Origin of the sequence: uncultured Kordia sp. (genome assembly GCF_947496985.1) — a bacterium.
In the GTDB taxonomy this organism is placed as follows: domain Bacteria; phylum Bacteroidota; class Bacteroidia; order Flavobacteriales; family Flavobacteriaceae; genus Kordia.
The window spans coordinates 21,845-40,845 of the sequence record NZ_CANMEZ010000005.1 but is presented as its reverse complement, the minus strand read 5'-3'; the positions used below and the strand labels follow the sequence as shown (position 1 = coordinate 40,845).

Sequence of the window (19,001 nt, the reverse complement as noted above, 5' to 3'; positions counted from 1 at the left end):
GGGTATTTCTTTTAAAAAAACAAAATTAAGAATAATAAATTACAACTGTAGTCGTTATATGAAAACTATTGATATTTGTGATGAGGGTAAGTATCATATTAATTTTTAAAATAAACCTTGATATTTTACCTTTAATTGCTATATTGCAAACCAAAATTTCTTTCAATACTCAAGTCTTGACTATGAAAAAGCGAACAATAAGAATTATGCTACTAGTCGCAGTAGTTTCTTTAGGATTTTTTAGCTGTAAAAGATCATCATCTAAAAACACATCAAGAGCCACAGGTTGGCGAATTGATGGTAAAGACGGTGGATTTGAAGCCAACACAAAATATAAAGATCAAGAAACTGCTCCTGGATTAGTATTTGTAGAAGGTGGAACCTTCACAATGGGAAAAACACAGGATGATCCTATGCACGATTGGAACAATACCCCAAACCAACAACATGTGCAATCCTTTTACATGGATGAAACTGAGGTGACTAATTTAATGTACACAGAGTACTTATATTGGACAAAGAATGTATTTTCACCTGAAGATCCAAATTACAGAAACATTTATACTGGTGTTTTACCAGATACGTTAGTTTGGAGAAATCGTTTAGGATTTAACGAAACGATGACTACTAACTATTTAAGACATCCTGGATATGCTGAATACCCTGTAGTTGGTGTTAACTGGATTCAAGCAGTTCAGTTCTGTCAGTGGAGAACAGACAGAGTTAACGAAGCTGTTTTAGAACGTGAAGGCTACATTGCTAAAGGTGTTAAAACTGATAGCACAGACGCTACTAGTACATTTAGTACAGAAGCTTACCTAACAAGCCCTAACGAAACTTATGGTGGTAAGATTGACGAATACAAAGGGAGAATTGCTGAAAAATCTAAGCGTAAAAGCAAGAAAAAGAGCGACGATGACGCTGCTGACGGAGAAGAGGAAGAAGCATCTAACGTATATGCAAAACGTACTTCTGGAGTTATTTTACCAGAATACAGACTACCAACTGAAGCTGAGTGGGAATATGCCGCTAAAGGTTTAGATGGATTAAGAGAGTATAATAATGTACGTGGTAGAAAAAAATATCCATGGAAAGGTGAATTCACAAGAAGTGGAAACAGAAAAAGACGTGGAGATCAGTTAGCTAACTTCAAGAATGGAAAAGGTGACTATGGTGGAATTGCTGGTTGGTCTGATGATGGAGCCGATATTACTGCTCGTGTAAAATCATACCCTCCAAACGATTTTGGATTATATGACATGGCAGGAAACGTTGCAGAATGGGTTGCTGATGTATACCGTCCAATGGTTGACGACGAAGCTAGTGACTTTAACTACTATCGTGGTAATGTTTACATGAAAAACAAAATCAACCAAGAAGGAAAAGCTGAGATTGTTAAAGCTGACGATATTAAATATGATACCATTTCTAATGGTAGAATTATGGCAAGAAACCTTCCTGGTCAATTAGCTCAAGTTCCTGTTGACGAAAACGAAACATACTTAAGAGTAAACTTTGACAAGTCTGATAACAGAAACTATAGAGATGGAGATGTTGCTTCTTCTAGATTCTATGACTTATTTAACGAAGACGAAGACGGAGGAGAAAACAGCAAAAAGAGAATGTATAACGCTCCTAAGCATAAAGTTAGCTCTGATTCCAGCGGAATGGTTAGACAATATGACAAGTCTGAAGAAAGAACAACTTTAATTGATGACAACGTTCGTGTATACAAAGGAGGATCATGGAAAGATAGAGCTTACTGGATTGATCCAGCACAAAGAAGAGCTTTCCCAGAGTACATGGCAACTTCATACATCGGATTTAGATGTGCAATGTCTAGAGTTGGTTCAAAAGCACAAGGAAAGAAAAGACCTAGAAAATAATATTACTTCATGAAAAGTAATTGAAAAAAGCCCTGATCTATCAGGGCTTTTTTTCGTTTAAATCATACATAAATACATCAACCATATGATTGCAGAATTGTATACCATTTTCAAAAAACACCCTGTCGTTTGTACAGATTCAAGAAACATTACTCTAAATTGTATTTTCTTCGCTTTAAAAGGCGAAAACTTTAATGGAAATAAATATGCCGTCGAAGCACTTAAAAAAGGAGCCTCTTACGCTATTGTTGACGAAGAAGCTTATGCAACTTCTAAAAAAACGATCCTTGTTGAAAATGTATTAGAAACACTTCAAAAGCTTGCAAATTATCACAGGCATCAATTAAATATTCCTATTATTTCATTAACTGGAAGCAACGGAAAAACAACAACCAAGGAATTAATCAACATAGTACTTGCAAAAAAATTCAACACAACCGCCACCAAAGGAAATTTAAACAACCACATAGGCGTCCCACTTACTCTTTTATCCATGAACAGTTCTACCGAAATAGGGATTGTAGAAATGGGTGCAAATCATCAAAAGGAAATTGCTTTTTTAAGCAACATTGCTGAACCTGATTACGGATATATTACGAATTTCGGAAAAGCACACCTAGAAGGTTTTGGAAGTATAGAAGGGGTTATTATTGGCAAAAGTGAATTATATGATTATTTAAAAGCGAATGACAAGTTTATTTTTGTGAATGGAAATGACTCAAAACAAGTTGAACGCACACAAAACTCAAGACATTATACATTTGGAAATACCACCACAGCAGATATAAAAATTCAATTTATTGATGCCAACCCAATGGTTCGTCTACAAACTAACACTATAGAAATACAAAGTCAACTCATTGGAGCATATAATTTTCCAAACATTGCAGTTGCCATCGCTATAGGAATTTACTTAAATGTACCATTAAACGATATTAAAGAAGCTATAGAATCATACATCCCTTCTAACAACAGATCACAAATTATCCATAAAGAATCTAACAAAATCATTTTAGACGCTTATAACGCAAACCCAACAAGCATGAAAGCAGCGCTGGACAACTTTTCACGCTTAACAGACGCTAAAAAGGTTGCTTTTTTAGGCGATATGTTTGAACTAGGATCTACTGCCAAAGAAGAGCATCAATATATAAATGACTATATTGATTCTTTGCATATTGACAAAGTCTATTTAGTTGGAGAAAACTTTAACAGTATAGAAAGTAGCAATCCCAAAGTTAGCATTCATAAAAATTTTGAATCATTAAAAAATGACTTTCCAGAAGTAAAAAATAGCACACTTTTAATAAAAGGTTCACGTGGAATGGCATTAGAAAGAATTTTAGAATTATTGTAAAATAAAAAAAGCTTCTCATAAAGAGAAGCTTTTTTTTGTGGGTAATACTGGATTCGAACCAGTGACCCCCTGCTTGTAAGGCAGGTGCTCTGAACCAGCTGAGCTAATCACCCGAAGTTCCTTTTTCAATAAAATTTTGTGGGTAATACTGGATTCGAACCAGTGACCCCCTGCTTGTAAGGCAGGTGCTCTGAACCAACTGAGCTAATCACCCTTATTGCGTATTGCGGATGCAAATATAGAATAGATTTTATATCTGACAAAATTTAAGCTTAAAAAATTTAAACTATTTCTGCTACCACATAAGTACTTCCTCCTATAAAAATTACATCATTTGGAGAAGCCCTAATCTTAGAAACCTCATACGCTTCTGAAACAGAATCATATACATCACCAATCAACTCATGATTACTTGCCTTTTGTTGTAATATAGGCGCATCTAAACCTCTAATTATTTCTGGACTGCAAAAATAATATATTGCCTCTTTAGGCAATAATGATAGCACTTCTTCTATGTTTTTATCTTTTACAACACCAAAAACAATATGTAGTTTTTCATAATTCTCTCTTTGCAGTTGACGCATAACTATCACCAAGCCTTCTTTATTATGTGCAGTATCACAAATTATTTTAGGTATTTTATTTAGAATTTGCCATCTACCTGTAAGTTTTGTGTTGACAAAAACTCTTAACAATCCGTTTTTAATATGCTTTTCTTCAATTTTAAAGCCTTTTAGTAATTGAACAGCTTGCACAGCAGCTTTGTAGTTTTTCTGCTGATAATCGCCTAATAAATCCGTTTGATACCGTTTTACAATTGTTTTTTCTGCAAGATATAACTGCGTCTCTTTCTCTAACGCCACTTTTTCAAAAATTGGAGATATCTCTTTCTGGAATTCACTAATAACTACAGGAATATTTTTTTTAATAATTCCCGCTTTATGCGAAGCAATATTAGCTAAAGTATGTCCTAAAGAAGCTGTATGATCAAAACCAATATTGGTAATTACACTAACTTCAGGTATAATGATATTTGTAGAATCCGTTAAACCACCCAAACCAACTTCAATAACTGCAATATCAACTTTTTTCTTAGCAAAGTAATCAAATGCCATCGCTACTGTCATTTCAAAAAATGAAAGACCATTGGTTTCTAAAAATGTTCTGTTTTGTTTTATGAATTGAATAATGAATTGCTTACTCACCATTTTTCCATTAATCCGAATACGCTCTCTCACATCTTTTAAATGCGGGGACGTATAGAGACCAACTTTGTACCCTGCCTCTTGCAAAATAGAGGCAATCATGTGCGATGTAGAACCTTTTCCATTGGTTCCTCCAACATGTATTGTTTTGAATTTCTTTTCAGGAAAGTTTAAGTACTCTGAAAATTTGATGATATTCTCTAAGTCTTTTTTAAGTGCTTTTGCTCCTTGACGCTGAAAAAAAGGCAACTGATGATACAACCAGTTTATGGTATCTTGGTAATTCATACTATTTTTAAGGAAATTATTGCCCTAACTTGAAGACAAATTCAATAACTCCAGATTGTCTAGAAGGAGCGTTTGAATCAGCATTCCATTTAAACTTGTAAGCAGCTTTTATAGCTGTATCAATTAAACATTGATCAATTGCTGTAGTACCCGAACCACGTTTAGCCTCAACTACTTTTCCTTGATTATTTACTTTAATTGAAATTACCACTTTACCTTCTGCCTGACATTCAGACTGAACGTCAGGTTTGTGTGTTCTAGAACGTCCATTTAATCCGCTTCCTCCTTGCCCACCTGTTCCTGAACCAGGTTGTCCGTAATAACTTGCTGCATATGGATCGCCTTTAGGGTTTCCCTTATCTCCTTTATCGTTATCATCTCCGTCACCTCCGTCAGCTTTTCCATCAGAGTTTTTCACACCATCCATCATTGCATCTAACTTTGCTCTCTTTTCTGCTTTTTCTCGCTCGAGTTTTTCTTCTGCTTCACGTTTTTCTTTTGCAATTCGATCAGCTTCAGCTTTTGCCGCTTTTTCGGCTTCATCTGCCTTACGCTTAGCTTCTTCAGCCTTTTTGATAGCAATTGATTCTTCTGAATCCTGTGTTACTACTTCTTCTGTTGCCGTTTCCGTTGTAGTTTCTGGCTGCTCTTCTGTAACTGCTTCTGTTTCTTGTGGTTCTTCAACTTCTTCTTCTGGCTGCGTTGGTGCAGTATCAGGTTTTATAGCTTCTTTAGGTTGCACATTTCCACTTCCAGTTGCAGTCGTACCAAAATTTACAGCAATCCCACTTTCTTCTGGCGGATCTAAATATCGCATTCCAAAAAGAAACATGAGTATTAATAACAAAATCATTAATACCGTGGTAATTGTAGCTGATTTTCGTTTGTGTTCTGTATTTAGTATTGACATAATCTTTTATTTTGATCGTACTGCTAAAATAACTTTATATTGATGCTTGCTCGCAAAATCCATAATATCCACTACCTTTCCAATTGGCACTCCTTCATCGGCATGCACTATAATTGTTGGATTTTGTTGCCCGTCTAATTTTATTTTTAATTTTTCTTTTAATTCAGTTGATTCTACTCGTACTGAGTCAAGATATATAATTTTATCTTTTGCTAATCGCACCGAAACTGATGGAGTACCCGCATCACTTTCAACAGTTTTAGGCAATTCTAAATCAATAGTATCTTTCCCTAAATTTTCTATATAATTAGCAAAATACGCTAATACGATTAGAAAAATAATTCCAGCAATATAAACGAATGGAAGATTAAACTTTTTATTTTTCGTTTGTAATAAACTCATTACTGAGGCCGAACTGCTAGAATGATTTTATATTTATTTCTATTTGCGATATCCATAATATTGACTGCCTTTTCAATTGGCACACCTTCTTCCGCCCTTAGTATAATTGTTGGTTCCGTTTGCCCTCTTAGCTTCGCGCGTAGTTTTGCTTCTACTTGACTTGCTCTTACTCTATCTGCATCAATATATACTTCTAAGTTTTTTTTAATACTTACAGATACATTCTGTGTATTTGTCGATTTCCCTTTTGCTTTTGGCAATAATAAATCGAGTGCATTTGGCGAATTTGATGTTAACATGAAAAACACCAATAACAAGAATACAATATCCGTCATAGACGACATACTGAATTCTGGACTGACTTTATTTCTACCTTTTAATCTCATATCATATAGTAGAATTACACAGGTTCATTTAATAAGTCTAAGAAGTCTACTGCATTTGCTTCCATTTGATGCACCACCTTATCTGTTTTTACAACTAAGTGATTATACCCAATATACGCAATAATCCCCACAATTAAACCAGCAACTGTCGTTGTCATTGCTGTGTAAATACCACCTGCAAGCGAGCCCATTTCGGCTTGACCGCCACTTGTTGCCATTTCATGGAATGCCAAAATCATACCAATTACAGTCCCTAAGAAACCAATCATTGGTGCAGCTCCAGCTACAGTTGCTAAAATACTCACGTTTTTCTCTAGTTTATATACTTCTAACGTACCTGCATTTTCGATTGCTTTATTGATATCTTCCAACGGTTTTCCGATACGTGAAATTCCTTTTTCTGTTAAACGTGCTACAGGAGAATCTGTTTGTGCACATAACATTTTGGCTGCATCTAATTTTCCACTAGAGACATTATCTCGAATTTGATTCATAAAGTTTTTATCAATCTTAGACGCTGATTTTATCGCAAATAAACGTTCAAAATAAATGTATAAAGCAACCGCAAGTAAAATCAATAATACACTAATGATTATAATACTTCCTATTCCACCATTTACGACTAGTTCATAAATGGAGAGTGTTTTTTCTTGATCTTCTAATAAATTTTCTAGCGCTTCCGCTGTTTCTTTTGCTTTTTTGGTTGTTTGAAGTAGCAACATATGTGTTTTAAATTTAAACTATAATAACGTATGATTTATGAATAAAGTATACTTATATAATGATTCTCATTAATATAAAAGCTCCTGAACCTACAATGAATCCGACAAGTGCTAACCATGATATTTTTTTGAAATACCAGAAAAAATCAATTTTTTCCATTCCCATTGCTACAACTCCTGCTGCAGATCCGATGATTAACATGCTTCCACCTGTTCCTGCTGCAAAAGCAATAAAGTGCCATAACGGGTTGTCAATTGTTTCTGTAAACATTCCTAAACTTGCTGCTACTAATGGTACATTGTCAATTACTGCTGAACCAACTCCAAGCAACATTACTACTAAATCTGAAACACCTCCAGCTGTAGCTTCTGTTCCTAATTGCGGCGTTGCCGTTTTTAACCAATCTGCAAATCCGAATAGCAAACCTAAAGACTCTAAAGCTGCAACAGCCATTAAAATTCCTAAAAAGAATAGTATACTTGGTAATTCAATTTTTGATAATGAATGATGTACTGGACTGTGGTGTGTTGATAATGCTTCTGTTTCAACATCATGCCCTTCATTTGCGCCAACTGCAGACATGCTAAATTTCGTATTACTATATATTTCAGCAAAGATAGCCACTACAGATAACGATAACATCATTCCTACATATGGAGGCAAATGCGTTACTACCTTAAATATTGGCACAAAAACAATTGCGGATAAACCTAAATATAACATTGTTGGTCCAAAACGATGTGCTTTTTTACCATCATCATTTACAGCTTCTTCAGGAAGATTTCCTTTGAATGGCTTCAAGAATGTTGCTGCCAAGAACGTTGGCACCAACATACATAATAGTGATGGAACGAATAAGTATGCTAATAGTTTCCCTGTTGATACTTTGTTTCCAATCCATAGCATGGTTGTGGTAACATCCCCAATTGGCGACCAAGCTCCTCCTGCATTTGCGGCAATAATTATTAAACCTGCATACCAAATACGGATATTTCTGTCTCCAATAATTTTCTGAAGAATAGAAATTAGTACAATTGTAGCTGTTAGGTTATCAATAATAGCTGATAACACAAACGCTAAAAATGCAAAAATCCAAAGTACTTTACTTCTACTTCGGGTTTTTATAAAGCTTTTTATTGTAGCAAATCCATCAAAGTAATCTATGATTTCCACAATGGTCATTGCTCCTAGTAAGAACACTAGTATTTCTGCGGTTTTACCAAGATGATGCAATAAGGTTTCTTCCATTAAATGCATTTTATCTACACCTGCATTTTCAGGACTTGTGAGATCCATTAAGGCATGTGCTCCTGAATCAAACCAAGTTTGAAAATCTTCCATTCCGAAAGCGACAAATGCCCAACATATTGCCATCATGGCTAATGCTGGAATAAGCTTATCAATTTTCAGGTTGTGTTCTAGGGTTATGGCTAAATATCCTATAACAAATACGGCTATTATTGCTGATTCCATTTGTAGTATTTATGAGTTGTTAGTTTATAATTACACTAATTCTTTTAGTGCGATTTCAAAAGCAGTTTTACTTACATCTACTTTTGAAGCGTTTCGTTTGAATGTATTTTGCAATGCTTTTTTGATGATTTTAGAGGTATCTTCAAAGATAGCTTCATCCGTCATTTGAACTCTGCGTTCCATGAAATATGCAAATACTCTTGCCATTCCGCAGTTAGAAATGAAATCTGGAATTAAGCTTACTTTTTGATCTGTATGCTCCATTATTGGCCCAAAAAATATTTCTTTGTCTGCAAATGGCACATTAGCTCCACAGGTAATTACTTCCAAACCTGTATCAATCATTTTATCAATTTGCTCTTGCGTGATAAGCCTTGAAGCTGCACACGGTGCAAATATTTCGGTTGGTAATTCCCAAATACGTTGATTCATTTCTTCAAATGAAATCATATTATCCGCTACCAATGTGTTTCCATCTTTTTGAAGAAAATATCCTTTGATTTCTTCATACGAAAACCCTTCTTCTTTGATAACTCCTCCAACTCTATCAATGATTCCTACTATTTTTGCGCCCATTTGTGATAAATAGTACGCTGCTGCAGCTCCAACATTTCCGAAACCTTGTACAATAGCACGTTTACCCTTGATTGACCCACCGTAAATATCATAGAAATGGCGCGCTGCTTCTGCAACTCCAAATCCTGTAATCATATCTGCAACTGTATATTTACGAGAAACATCTGGAGAGTATTCTGAGCTTTCAATTACTTTAATTACTCCCAAACGCAATTGTCCAATTCTGTTGATTTTATCAGCTTCCGTAGGTTTAAAGTGTCCATTAAAAACACCTTCTTGTGGATGCCAAACACCGCTATCTTCCGTAATTGGAATTACTTCATGTATTTCATCTACATTTAAATCTCCACCTGTTCCGTAATAGCTTTTAAGTAAAGGTGCTACTGCTTTGTACCAACGTTTTAAAACGCCGTTTTTTCTTGGATCTCTTGGGTCAAAATTGATTCCTGATTTGGCTCCGCCAATTGCTGGACCAGAAACTGTAAATTTTACTTCCATTGTTTTTGCCAATGAAAGTACTTCGTTCATATCCAAACCTTTTCGCATTCTTGTTCCTCCACCTGCTGCACCTCCGCGAAGTGAATTAATTACTGTCCATCCTTCTGCATTCGTTTCAGAATCTTTCCAGTTAAATACTATTTCTGGTGCTTTATTTTCGTATATTTTGAGTAGTTCTTTCAATTAAAATTAGATTTTATTGGTATGTTGTGTCTTTACAGACAAATATAAAAATTGTTACCATCTTTTAGGTTAATTTACTTTAAAATCATACACTTCTCCTGAACTATGATTTTTTACAGCTCCCGTTACACTTTTAAGACAATTTACCTCATCTCGCAAACGCAGAATTCCAAGAAAACCAAAAACAACCGCTTCCTTATATTCAATGAGTTCATCGCTTGGTTTTACAAGGTTTACATCTTTATAAAATTTAATCCTTGATAGTAAATAATCATTATATGCGCCACCGCCAGTGACTAATATTTTGGTTCGAATTTTAAAATTTTTAGCAATTTGCTGTGCGATATGTTCTGTAAAAGTTCGTAAAATGTCGAGTTCTTTTCGTTTAGATTTTTCTAATCGAGGAAATATTTCTTCTTGCACCCATTCTAGTCCAAGTGATTTTGGTGGTTTTTGCTCGTAAAAAGAAAGATTATTCAATTCTGAACCTAAAACCATTAAATATTCACCTGATTTTGCAAGGCTCCCTTTATCATCATATTCAAATCCTAACTGTTTTGCGTATTTATTCAATACAATATTTACTGGACAGATATCGTATGCTATTCGTTTTCCACTTTGATGAAAAGACACATTTGCGAACCCGCCCAAATTTAAACAGTAATCATATTCAGAAAATAACAATTCATCTCCGATTGGCACTAATGGCGCTCCTTGTCCTCCAAATGCAACATCTTGCACCCTGAAATCACATACTAGCTTTTGCTGAATAATTTCGGCTAATAGTTCCTGATTCCCAATTTGATAGGTTATTCCATTTTCAGGCTGATGCAAAACCGTATGTCCGTGCGAACAAACCGCATCAATATCTGTAATTTGATATTTTTTAATAAATGAATTAATTACAGTTGCTAAATGTTTTGTGTATGTAGTATCAAATTGAGCTAACTTTTCTTTTTCATAATGAATAGCTTCACGAAGCTCCTGTTCCATTTCTTTCGTATATGAAATAGTTGTTGCTTGTAAGATAGAAAATGTCCAAAATTCTTGTTTTTTGAAATGTATATAAGCTACATCAATTCCGTCAAGAGAAGTTCCTGACATGACACCAATCACTTTGTATGAAATCATTTTACAAAATTATTCAAATTTTACCATTTTGATTTGACTTTTAAGATAACATTCACAATTCTGGTGTATTAAAATCGAAGATTCTCAGAAAAACGCACTTATTATTGAAAATCTGCTATTTTAGAATTATCTTTGTGCGACTTTTTTAAAAATTTATTAATACAATATATAGTTATGGATTTTAATCTTACAGAGGAACATATCATGATTCGTGATGCAGCAAGAGATTTTGCAAGAACTGAGTTGCTTCCAGGCGTTATAGAACGTGATAATAAGCAAGAATTTCCACAAGAATTGGTTCGCAAAATGGGTGAATTAGGATTTTTGGGAATTATGGTAGATCCTAAGTACGGAGGAAGTGGAATGGACACGATTTCTTATGTGTTAATCATGGAAGAATTATCTAAAATTGATGCTTCTGCTTCTGTAATTGTATCTGTAAACAACTCTTTAGTATGTTACGGTTTGGAAGCATATGGTAGTGAAGAGCAAAAGCAAAAGTATTTAACAAAATTAGCTACAGGAGAGTCTGTAGGTGCTTTTTGTTTAAGTGAACCTGAAGCTGGAAGTGATGCAACTTCTCAAACAACAACAGCAATTGACATGGGTGATCATTATGTAATTAATGGTACTAAAAACTGGATTACTAGTGGTGGACGTGCTGATTTTTATTTAGTGATTGCACAAACAGATAGAGAAAAAGGACATAGAGGAATTAATGCCTTTATTGTTGAAAAAGGAATGCCAGGTTTTGATATTGGACCAAAAGAAGATAAGTTAGGAATTCGCGGAAGTGATACCCATACATTACAGTTTAATGATGTAAAAGTTCCTAAAGAGAATAGAATTGGCGAAGACGGATTTGGATTTAAATTTGCAATGAAAACTTTATCTGGTGGACGTATTGGAATTGCCGCACAAGCTTTAGGAATTGCTTCTGGAGCATATGAATTAGCATTGAAATATTCAAAGGAACGTAAAGCTTTTGGAACTGAGATTTGCAATCACCAAGCTATTGCATTCAAATTAGCTGACATGTATACTGATATTACTGCTGCACGTCATTTAGTAATGCAAGCTGCTTGTAAAAAAGATGCAAAAGAGAATTATGACATGGAAAGTGCTATGGCAAAATTGTTTGCTTCTAAAGTAGCTATGGAACACACAGTTGAAGCTGTTCAGATTCACGGTGGAAATGGTTTTGTAAAAGAATATCATGTAGAACGTTTGATGCGTGATGCAAAAATTACACAGATTTACGAAGGAACTTCTGAAATTCAGAAAATTGTAATTTCAAGAGGAGTTATCAGAGGATAAATTTAAGATTTTATATATATTGAAAAGCGCATTCGTAAGGATGCGCTTTTTTTATACTTCATTTTTTATAATGCGCTACAATTTCTTCTAATAAATCATTGATAGCTTTTAGATCGCTTACTGTTTGATTCATCAATATTGAAATGGCAATTTCTTCTTTTGCTACTATTATGGTTCTTCCAAAAAACACATCACCACTTCCATCATGTGTACTTATCGTATAAGCACCTAGTTTCATTTTTTCCCAACCATAATTTCGCTTTTTAAAAGTTTGATGCAATTCTTTATAACTTTTACTTTTTAGCACATTATCGTTCCCAAGCAAACCATTTAAATGCATTTGGATAAATTTTGAATAATCAATTGTAGACATCGATAATCCCCAACAAGGCAATTGAAAGTCTTTGTAGAAATTAAACTCAGATAATTCAAAGCTTCTTTCTTTTTTAGACAACACATTATGTCCCCATGTATCTTTTTTATTATGTGTATTTGGATACCCTATTACATATGTTAATGATAAATCATGGAGTGTTTTCTGTATCAGTTTTTCAAATGATACTCCAGTAGTTTTCTCCAACATCATTGCAGCCATAATATACCCGACATTAGAATATTTATTTTTCCCTTTGGGAGATTTAGAAAGTGTCAATTTTGCTAAATGATACCTTTTTTCAGCATGTGTTCCTTCTTTTAAAATTTGAGTTTCATCATATATACAGACATCATTTATCTTAGCTTTGTGACTTAACAAATTTCCCAATGTGATTTCTGCATATTTTTTAGCTTTCTTTTCTGTTAATAATTCGGGAAAAACATCGAAGAACTTCGTTTCAAAACTAATAACACCATCTTCTTCCATTTTTTTAGCAATGAACGATGTAAATGCTTTGGATAGTGAAGCTAGAAAGAATTTGTTTTTCAGTGTTATTACATCAGATTCATCTTGTTTTCGCAATCCTGAAACGCTATAATAGGAAGTGTCTGGTTTTATAACAGCTACTGTCATTCCTACTATATGTTGTTCTTTTTTGAAGTTTTGACAAATAGAATCTAACCATTTTGTATGTTGTTGAGAAAAACTTTGATTCACCAAAAACAGCATAATTAGTACGCTAAAAATAGACGATTTAGAAAAAGTATAATTCAAGATGTTTTTGATATTTGATGGATTCATAAACTAAACCAACAACTCATATTTTCTGGAAATATTGTTGCTTTATGAATATCGATTTAAAAACGATAATCAAAACCAATCCCCATAGAATTGATTTCAACCGAACCTAATTTGTAACGATTAAAACCTCCATGAACTGAAAATCGATTTAAATGATAACGTGCGTGTAGTTTAAATTCGTTTACAGAAGAATTATTAATAAAACTTTGCTTCCACAACGTACTTAAACTAAATGGCTTTTTCAAATACACATCTATACCAACTTGATATGTAAAACCTATTTTATCTACTCCATGAATTACATGTGAAACTCCAACTCCCCAAAAGGCTGTCACCATTTTTTCACGCACTCGATAATAATTTAGCATCAACGAATTTATTCCTAACTCAGATTTTGGTATTTTTTCAAAAAAATGCAAGTGATTTACCTCAACTCCTAACAATCGCATAAAGCGAAAATTTAACTTCACATCATTTCCATAAAATTCTTTTCCACTAGCAAAAAAGGTATTCGAAAGCATGAGTTTCATACTTTTTAACGATGCATTTTCCTCAGGAAGAGCATATTCACCATGTGAACCATTGGCATATGGATAGTCATAAAAATATTTCTGTTCCATATCTCCAAACAATATTCCAAAAACAATTTGGTCTATTATATCATTAAGTATTTGTTCAAAATGGTTGTTTTCATCATCATCCCATGAATTGGAGGAATTGGAGGAATCGGAAGACGAAGAACTTGAGCTAGAACTTCCGCTTGACAGCTCTTCTTTAGCTTTATTGAGTTTTCCCTGCGCATTGGTAAGTGCGCAGGTAAAACAACACAACAAAAGTAGCAGTGTAATTTTTGGGTTCATAAAATTGGTTTTAATGTTGCCAAAATGTATCAAGAAAAGTGCCAAAAATTCAAGTACCTATGTTAAGTAAATGTCAATCTCGTAAATAACGTGGCGAATAGAAAGGGTTTTGTGAATTTTCTCCAATCTTTTTTAATTCCGTGAAATTACCTCTTGTTTGCGGATTTCGGTTAGTATAAAAACCGCCTTCTATTGAAAAATCATCATTTATTCTCGTTATGTTTAGATGAGCTGTTCCTGAGTATCTTCCTTGTTTTGGAGTTCCAATATCATTAAAGTGATAGATAAGCTCATAGTCTCCTTTATTTTCTAACTCACGAATAGCCATCATATCACTTTTAGATTCATGAATTTTATCTTTATCATTTTTATAACAAAAAGAATGAATACTAATTTTACTCCCTGTCTGATTGATTCTTAATGTAAATTTTGATGGATTCCTAGATATTTTACTTTTAAGCACACTAGTGTAACCATCAACAATTTGTTCAGTTTTTGTCACAGATTCACTAATCTTATTACCTTCATATACTCCTGAAAAGTCTTCCACAGTAAACATATATGAAAATGGAACGTATCTCCATAAATGAGTATCTACAACTTCTAAAAAACACATTAATATCAAAGCTATTATTGGAGCAATAAAATCATTTTTTCTAAGTACAAATACAAAAAAGGAAGTTCCAACTATTAAAGCGATTATTGCTTGGGTTTTATAATATACAAAGTAATTCTTTTCCATTGTTATTAATAAAATTCCAAATATGATGAGTGCTTTTACAAAGAGGAAAAGACCATTAACAAATTCATGTTTCCGAATAATTTCTTTCGTTTGAAATTCTGTTTTTTCTTCCATCAATTTAGCGATTACTATTTATTGCTTGTAGTTTCTCTTTTATCTGCGATTGAATGATTTTCAAAAAACTATCTCGCAATGGCGACCACACCAACGGTCTCTTAGGCACAATATCAAATTTGCTTTCTAGAGTTTCTTTAAGTAAATCATAATTAGCGACTCCTTCAATTTCAATTCCTTGAAAATGCTTAAAAACTCCTTTTATTTTATCAAGCTTAAAAGGTGTAATTGCTACAGATATTTGGCTTTTTGTCTGTATCCAAGCCGCACCCATTTCTATTAAACACATTGCCGATTCGTAAAAATTGTCAGACAACATAAAAATCACTAATACATCTTCGTTTAATCGTTCTTTGATTTCTTCCATAAAATCATTGCCCAAAGGTGTTCCATATCCTTTTAAAGAAGTACAAAATATAGCTTCCGCAGGAATTCCAATAGCTTGTAACATATGAATAAACGTAGTGACAACTTCTCTGTCCTCATAGGAATGACTAATAAAGATTTTCTTTAAATATTTTTTGTCAGATGTAACGGTTTCTTTTCCTTTTGTTGGTTTTTGAATAACATAATTTGACGTATCAATTTTTAAATCATCTGCAATTAATAGCAATATTTTGCTTGAGGCTGTTGCTAATAGTTTTTTAATTTCGGTTTGCGTATAATCATTAATTAACTCATTTGCAACTCCGTACCCACTTAGAATACTAACCATTTCTCTCATACTGTGACTGGTTTGCAATGAAAAGAAAATGTCTTGAATTAATCGATTTTGTGTTACTGGATTCATATTATTGATGGTTTGAAATTGATTTTACCACAAAGATGAATGATTCTGTAACGCAAAAAATCAATAATATTGAGGAATACAAAACCCCTCAAGCTTAAGGAGTTTTTGTACTAAGCACGAATAATAATATCGAAGATATCTTTTATACCCTATAGCAACCAAGCTATCATGTAGCATCACTTTGACATACCGTAACCTGATTTTTATGAATTGCAATCGTTAGTTGCGATTCCTTTTTTTTATCATAATATATTTCTACTTCTTTAAATTCGTTTCCAATTTCAATAGTCGTTTTAGATGGCTTCATGAGGTTTGTTTTAGTTTAGATAAATATCCATCATAAAACCACTTAGAACAATACTTAATTATACGTATTTTTTGATCGTTAGTATTAATGAGGAAAAGACTCAAAAAACGCTCTAATTGCTAAATAATACTATTTACCTTATATTTAATATGGATAATATGGTACATTTTTGACTCTAAATACAACATCATGGATAAACAAGAATTTAATGAACTTAAAGAAAAAGTTGCAAAACTTGAAAAGAAACGAAACTTCAATCTCTGGTTACAGTTTTTTATATTTCCTTTAATTCTTGCTGGAATGGGTTATTATTTTCAACATACTGTACAACAATCTGAAAAACGATTAGAACAATTGAAAATAACACAAACAATTGTAAATCAAGTATTCACTGACACCACTATAGAACGCACAGTAATCCTTAGAGATATTTTAGATGAAATTCTTGAAAATGATGTACTTGCTGATAAAATTCAAGCATCCATTGACAAGTATCTTAAAAATAAAGCGATGACAGGCACGCCCGAAGAAGCTAAAAAAGTAACAACTGCGATCAATGCATTTGCATCCGACGATACAAAATTGAAAGAAAGCTTTCAAGATTCAGATGTCATTCAGAAAAAAGTTTCAAAATATGATCGTGCCATTGCCAAAGAACGTGAAGCATTTACTTTTTTAGTGAATGGTGAATTAGACAAAGCTAAACACGCTTTTAGAGAAACTGGACAAATCTACCCAAGTTTTCATCAAGTATATGAAATTGGGAATTACTTAGAAAAATCTCCTGAAAATCCAACCGAAACACAGATAAAGGAAATTCAAAACTACATTGGAAATACCATGGGATGGAAAGCCCCGCAAGATCTTCTATATAAATTAACGCAGTAAAAGCTATTCTTTCTATTTCAAGTGTTTTTTCACGAAAATGTTACCATACTGTAACATTTTAAGAAAATCTCACACATATAAGCTAAATTCTTTATCTTTAGAAATTACTTGAAAAATCTTTTTTTCATTGTTAGTCAATGGAATGAATTCAAGTAACTAGGCTAAAACAAAATTGACTTAAAATAAACATTCATTAACAATAAACTAAATAGTATATGGCTGACGAATTTGATTTACTGGAAACTTCAGGATCACAACAAGAACAAAAATCAAACGACAAAGTAGATTGGGGAAAAGCTATCGACCAAATGAAGTCGAAGTTAGCACAAGAAGACAGTCCAGAAGTACGTCAAAAAATATTAAATGCAACCTTAGATAATGTGGTTGATATGGCTGAAAAAGATCGCACTTCTTTATTAGATGCCATAAAAGACTTGACTGATTATCAAGATGAAGTTGGAATCATTTTTGAGCGTTTTTCTACTTTAAATGATGAAGAACAACGTGTAATTGACAACGCACAAAAAGACCTTGAAAAAGCAAAAGTTGAATATCAAGAAGCATTAGACAAACCAGATACTTGGTGGAATAATCTTTGGGGACGAAAATCTAAGATAAAAAGCACGAAAGCTGACTTAGATCAAGCTGAAAAAACAAGGAAATTTGCTGATTCTAAAGCAAAAGAAATGTTCCAAAAGCGTATTGAAAGCTCTGATACAGAAACATTATTAAAAGAACTATCATTCAAAAGTCAGGCAGCTGTAAAGCGTTTAAAAGATCGTGAAGTTGAAATCAAAGAAGTTGAAGATAAATTGCAAGTTGCAATTGTTGAAGCTAGTAAAAATCACACAAAAGCGTTAGAGAAGAAGAAAGAAGTTGAAGAAAAACTCGAAACTGAAAAATCGTTATTGAGTCAAGCCCGACAAGGATTGGAAGAAGTGGTTGATAAGCAATCACCTGAATATTCTGAAGCATTGTCTAAAGTTACAAAGCTTGAACAAAAAGTAGAAGAACTAGAAGGTTTACGAACAGCTTATATTACGTTAGCAGCAAGTAAAGATAGTTTCGTCCACAAGCATAACTTAACAATCAAAGTATTGACTTCGTTACGTAGCAACTTACAAACGCACAGAGCGAAATTGAAATCAGATACTGAAGAACGTGTGCGTTATTATGATGGTTATGTAGTTGCATTAAAAGCTAGAACTGATCAAGAATTTGCAGCAATTTTAGAGCATTTAGGAATTAAAACTGATGAGAAAATTGGTGAAACACTAGCAGCGATGCATACAGCAAGTGCTAGAGCGCGTCAAGATATGATGGAAAACATTCCTGTTCACGAAAAAGTAATGAAAGGTATTTACGGAAGTTATGCAGAATCGTTACAAGAAATTCGGGAGAAAGATGTGGAAATTCGTAAGAACTTCGCAGATCGTTATGGAATTGACATGAAAGAATTATTTGAAGAGTATTATAAAAATAATGACAATCCATCTACAGGAAATGATAAAGGGAATGATTCTGGCGGAGCTGGAAACGGTGCGCCAGCAAATGATGGTGGTTCGGACGATTTGTTAGGATAATATTACTAAAGTATATTATAAAAAAGGGTTCCGCATGAAGGATTGTATTTCGACTTCGCTCAATATACGATAGTGTTGGAGCTCTTTTTTTAGATTCCTGCCCACGTAGGAATGGCAAAATTGTACTATAAAAAAGTGACTGCTGATAGCCTGACCGCAAAAGTAAATTTCGAGAACCTCAATGTTCTTTTGTATGCATGCCCAA

At 33.5% G+C, this 19,001-nt stretch carries 18 protein-coding genes and 2 tRNA genes; 5 read left to right on the top strand and 15 right to left on the bottom strand.

The window, feature by feature from the left end; genetic code table 11:
• The first annotated feature begins 182 nt into the window (after positions 1-182).
• Both gldJ and murF read left to right on the top strand, forming a co-directional pair.
• Positions 183-1,886, top strand: a complete 1,704-nt coding sequence (gene gldJ / locus Q0828_RS13985) for a gliding motility lipoprotein GldJ (RefSeq protein ID WP_298422117.1) — start codon at positions 183-185, stop codon at positions 1,884-1,886.
• 85 nt (positions 1,887-1,971) lie between these two features.
• Positions 1,972-3,243: a UDP-N-acetylmuramoyl-tripeptide--D-alanyl-D-alanine ligase gene (murF, locus tag Q0828_RS13980; protein WP_298422114.1), complete on the top strand. Its 1,272-nt coding sequence runs from the start codon at positions 1,972-1,974 to the stop codon at positions 3,241-3,243.
• 38 nt (positions 3,244-3,281) lie between these two features.
• Here murF and Q0828_RS13975 read toward each other — a convergent pair.
• The 10 genes from Q0828_RS13975 to Q0828_RS13930 all read right to left on the bottom strand — a co-directional run bounded on the left by Q0828_RS13975 (position 3,282) and on the right by Q0828_RS13930 (position 11,018).
• Positions 3,282-3,356 (bottom strand) — tRNA-Val (locus Q0828_RS13975).
• A gap of 26 nt (positions 3,357-3,382) precedes the next feature.
• Positions 3,383-3,457, bottom strand: a tRNA-Val gene (locus tag Q0828_RS13970).
• Positions 3,458-3,524: 67 nt separating this feature from the next.
• Positions 3,525-4,736 carry a folylpolyglutamate synthase/dihydrofolate synthase family protein gene (locus Q0828_RS13965; RefSeq protein WP_298422111.1) on the bottom strand — a complete coding sequence of 404 codons (1,212 nt, stop codon included), beginning with the start codon at positions 4,734-4,736 and terminating at the stop codon, positions 3,525-3,527.
• A 16-nt stretch (positions 4,737-4,752) separates the two neighbouring features.
• Positions 4,753-5,646, bottom strand: a complete 894-nt coding sequence (locus tag Q0828_RS13960; RefSeq protein WP_298422108.1) for an energy transducer TonB — start codon at positions 5,644-5,646, stop codon at positions 4,753-4,755.
• Positions 5,647-5,652: 6 nt separating this feature from the next.
• The gene (locus tag Q0828_RS13955; RefSeq protein ID WP_298422105.1) at positions 5,653-6,048 is read right to left on the bottom strand and encodes a biopolymer transporter ExbD; all 396 of its coding nucleotides are present in this window, start codon (positions 6,046-6,048) and stop codon (positions 5,653-5,655) included.
• Positions 6,048-6,434 (bottom strand): biopolymer transporter ExbD, encoded by a 387-nt coding sequence (locus Q0828_RS13950; RefSeq protein ID WP_298422103.1) that lies wholly within the window; start codon positions 6,432-6,434, stop codon positions 6,048-6,050. The genes Q0828_RS13955 and Q0828_RS13950 overlap by 1 nt, the downstream gene beginning before the upstream one ends.
• A 14-nt stretch (positions 6,435-6,448) precedes the next feature.
• Entirely contained in the window at positions 6,449-7,156 is a 708-nt protein-coding gene (locus Q0828_RS13945; protein WP_298422100.1) for a MotA/TolQ/ExbB proton channel family protein, read from the bottom strand.
• 52 nt (positions 7,157-7,208) lie between these two features.
• Positions 7,209-8,630, bottom strand: a complete 1,422-nt coding sequence (gene nhaD / locus Q0828_RS13940) for a sodium:proton antiporter NhaD (RefSeq protein ID WP_298422097.1) — start codon at positions 8,628-8,630, stop codon at positions 7,209-7,211.
• A gap of 30 nt (positions 8,631-8,660) precedes the next feature.
• Positions 8,661-9,887, bottom strand: coding sequence for a Glu/Leu/Phe/Val dehydrogenase dimerization domain-containing protein (locus Q0828_RS13935; protein WP_298422095.1), 1,227 nt, complete (start codon positions 9,885-9,887; stop codon positions 8,661-8,663).
• 69 nt (positions 9,888-9,956) lie between these two features.
• Positions 9,957-11,018 (bottom strand): anhydro-N-acetylmuramic acid kinase, encoded by a 1,062-nt coding sequence (locus tag Q0828_RS13930; protein WP_298422092.1) that lies wholly within the window; start codon positions 11,016-11,018, stop codon positions 9,957-9,959.
• 174 nt (positions 11,019-11,192) lie between these two features.
• Between Q0828_RS13930 and Q0828_RS13925 the strand changes: the two genes are divergently transcribed.
• On the top strand, positions 11,193-12,335 hold the full coding sequence (locus tag Q0828_RS13925; RefSeq protein WP_298422089.1) for an acyl-CoA dehydrogenase: 1,143 nt from the start codon (positions 11,193-11,195) through the stop codon (positions 12,333-12,335).
• Positions 12,336-12,393: 58 nt separating this feature from the next.
• Here the strand turns inward: Q0828_RS13925 and Q0828_RS13920 are convergent, their stop codons facing one another.
• The 5 genes from Q0828_RS13920 to Q0828_RS13900 all read right to left on the bottom strand — a co-directional run bounded on the left by Q0828_RS13920 (position 12,394) and on the right by Q0828_RS13900 (position 16,325).
• A complete protein-coding gene (locus Q0828_RS13920) occupies positions 12,394-13,485 on the bottom strand; it encodes a serine hydrolase (protein ID WP_298422086.1) in 1,092 nt (363 codons plus the stop codon).
• 83 nt (positions 13,486-13,568) lie between these two features.
• A complete protein-coding gene (locus tag Q0828_RS13915) occupies positions 13,569-14,372 on the bottom strand; it encodes a hypothetical protein (protein WP_298422083.1) in 804 nt (267 codons plus the stop codon).
• Between the two features lie 73 nt (positions 14,373-14,445).
• On the bottom strand, positions 14,446-15,228 hold the full coding sequence (locus tag Q0828_RS13910) for a hypothetical protein (protein ID WP_298422080.1): 783 nt from the start codon (positions 15,226-15,228) through the stop codon (positions 14,446-14,448).
• A 4-nt stretch (positions 15,229-15,232) separates the two neighbouring features.
• The gene (locus Q0828_RS13905; RefSeq protein WP_298422077.1) at positions 15,233-16,018 is read right to left on the bottom strand and encodes a toll/interleukin-1 receptor domain-containing protein; all 786 of its coding nucleotides are present in this window, start codon (positions 16,016-16,018) and stop codon (positions 15,233-15,235) included.
• A 166-nt stretch (positions 16,019-16,184) separates the two neighbouring features.
• Complete coding sequence (locus Q0828_RS13900) at positions 16,185-16,325, bottom strand: hypothetical protein (protein ID WP_298422074.1); 141 nt, start codon at positions 16,323-16,325, stop codon at positions 16,185-16,187.
• A gap of 189 nt (positions 16,326-16,514) precedes the next feature.
• Between Q0828_RS13900 and Q0828_RS13895 the strand changes: the two genes are divergently transcribed.
• Positions 16,515-17,213 (top strand): hypothetical protein, encoded by a 699-nt coding sequence (locus Q0828_RS13895; RefSeq protein WP_298422071.1) that lies wholly within the window; start codon positions 16,515-16,517, stop codon positions 17,211-17,213.
• Between the two features lie 215 nt (positions 17,214-17,428).
• Entirely contained in the window at positions 17,429-18,796 is a 1,368-nt protein-coding gene (locus Q0828_RS13890; RefSeq protein ID WP_298422068.1) for a microtubule-binding protein, read from the top strand.
• Positions 18,797-19,001: the final 205 nt, after the last annotated feature.

Bases quoted from the DNA above. Each gene is read 5' to 3' on its own strand.
- Q0828_RS13955 (WP_298422105.1), bottom strand. From the start codon at position 6,048: ATGAGTTTATTACAAACGAAAAATAAAAAGTTTAATCTTCCATTCGTT.
- Q0828_RS13950 (WP_298422103.1), bottom strand. From the start codon at position 6,434: ATGAGATTAAAAGGTAGAAATAAAGTCAGTCCAGAATTCAGTATGTCG.
- Q0828_RS13930 (WP_298422092.1), bottom strand. From the start codon at position 11,018: ATGATTTCATACAAAGTGATTGGTGTCATGTCAGGAACTTCTCTTGAC.
- nhaD (WP_298422097.1), bottom strand. From the start codon at position 8,630: ATGGAATCAGCAATAATAGCCGTATTTGTTATAGGATATTTAGCCATA.
- Q0828_RS13910 (WP_298422080.1), bottom strand. From the start codon at position 15,228: ATGGAAGAAAAAACAGAATTTCAAACGAAAGAAATTATTCGGAAACAT.
- gldJ (WP_298422117.1), top strand. From the start codon at position 183: ATGAAAAAGCGAACAATAAGAATTATGCTACTAGTCGCAGTAGTTTCT.
- murF (WP_298422114.1), top strand. From the start codon at position 1,972: ATGATTGCAGAATTGTATACCATTTTCAAAAAACACCCTGTCGTTTGT.
- Q0828_RS13965 (WP_298422111.1), bottom strand. From the start codon at position 4,736: ATGAATTACCAAGATACCATAAACTGGTTGTATCATCAGTTGCCTTTT.
- Q0828_RS13890 (WP_298422068.1), top strand. From the start codon at position 17,429: ATGGCTGACGAATTTGATTTACTGGAAACTTCAGGATCACAACAAGAA.
- Q0828_RS13900 (WP_298422074.1), bottom strand. From the start codon at position 16,325: ATGAAGCCATCTAAAACGACTATTGAAATTGGAAACGAATTTAAAGAA.
- Q0828_RS13960 (WP_298422108.1), bottom strand. From the start codon at position 5,646: ATGTCAATACTAAATACAGAACACAAACGAAAATCAGCTACAATTACC.
- Q0828_RS13945 (WP_298422100.1), bottom strand. From the start codon at position 7,156: ATGTTGCTACTTCAAACAACCAAAAAAGCAAAAGAAACAGCGGAAGCG.
- Q0828_RS13915 (WP_298422083.1), bottom strand. From the start codon at position 14,372: ATGAACCCAAAAATTACACTGCTACTTTTGTTGTGTTGTTTTACCTGC.
- Q0828_RS13925 (WP_298422089.1), top strand. From the start codon at position 11,193: ATGGATTTTAATCTTACAGAGGAACATATCATGATTCGTGATGCAGCA.
- Q0828_RS13895 (WP_298422071.1), top strand. From the start codon at position 16,515: ATGGATAAACAAGAATTTAATGAACTTAAAGAAAAAGTTGCAAAACTT.
- Q0828_RS13905 (WP_298422077.1), bottom strand. From the start codon at position 16,018: ATGAATCCAGTAACACAAAATCGATTAATTCAAGACATTTTCTTTTCA.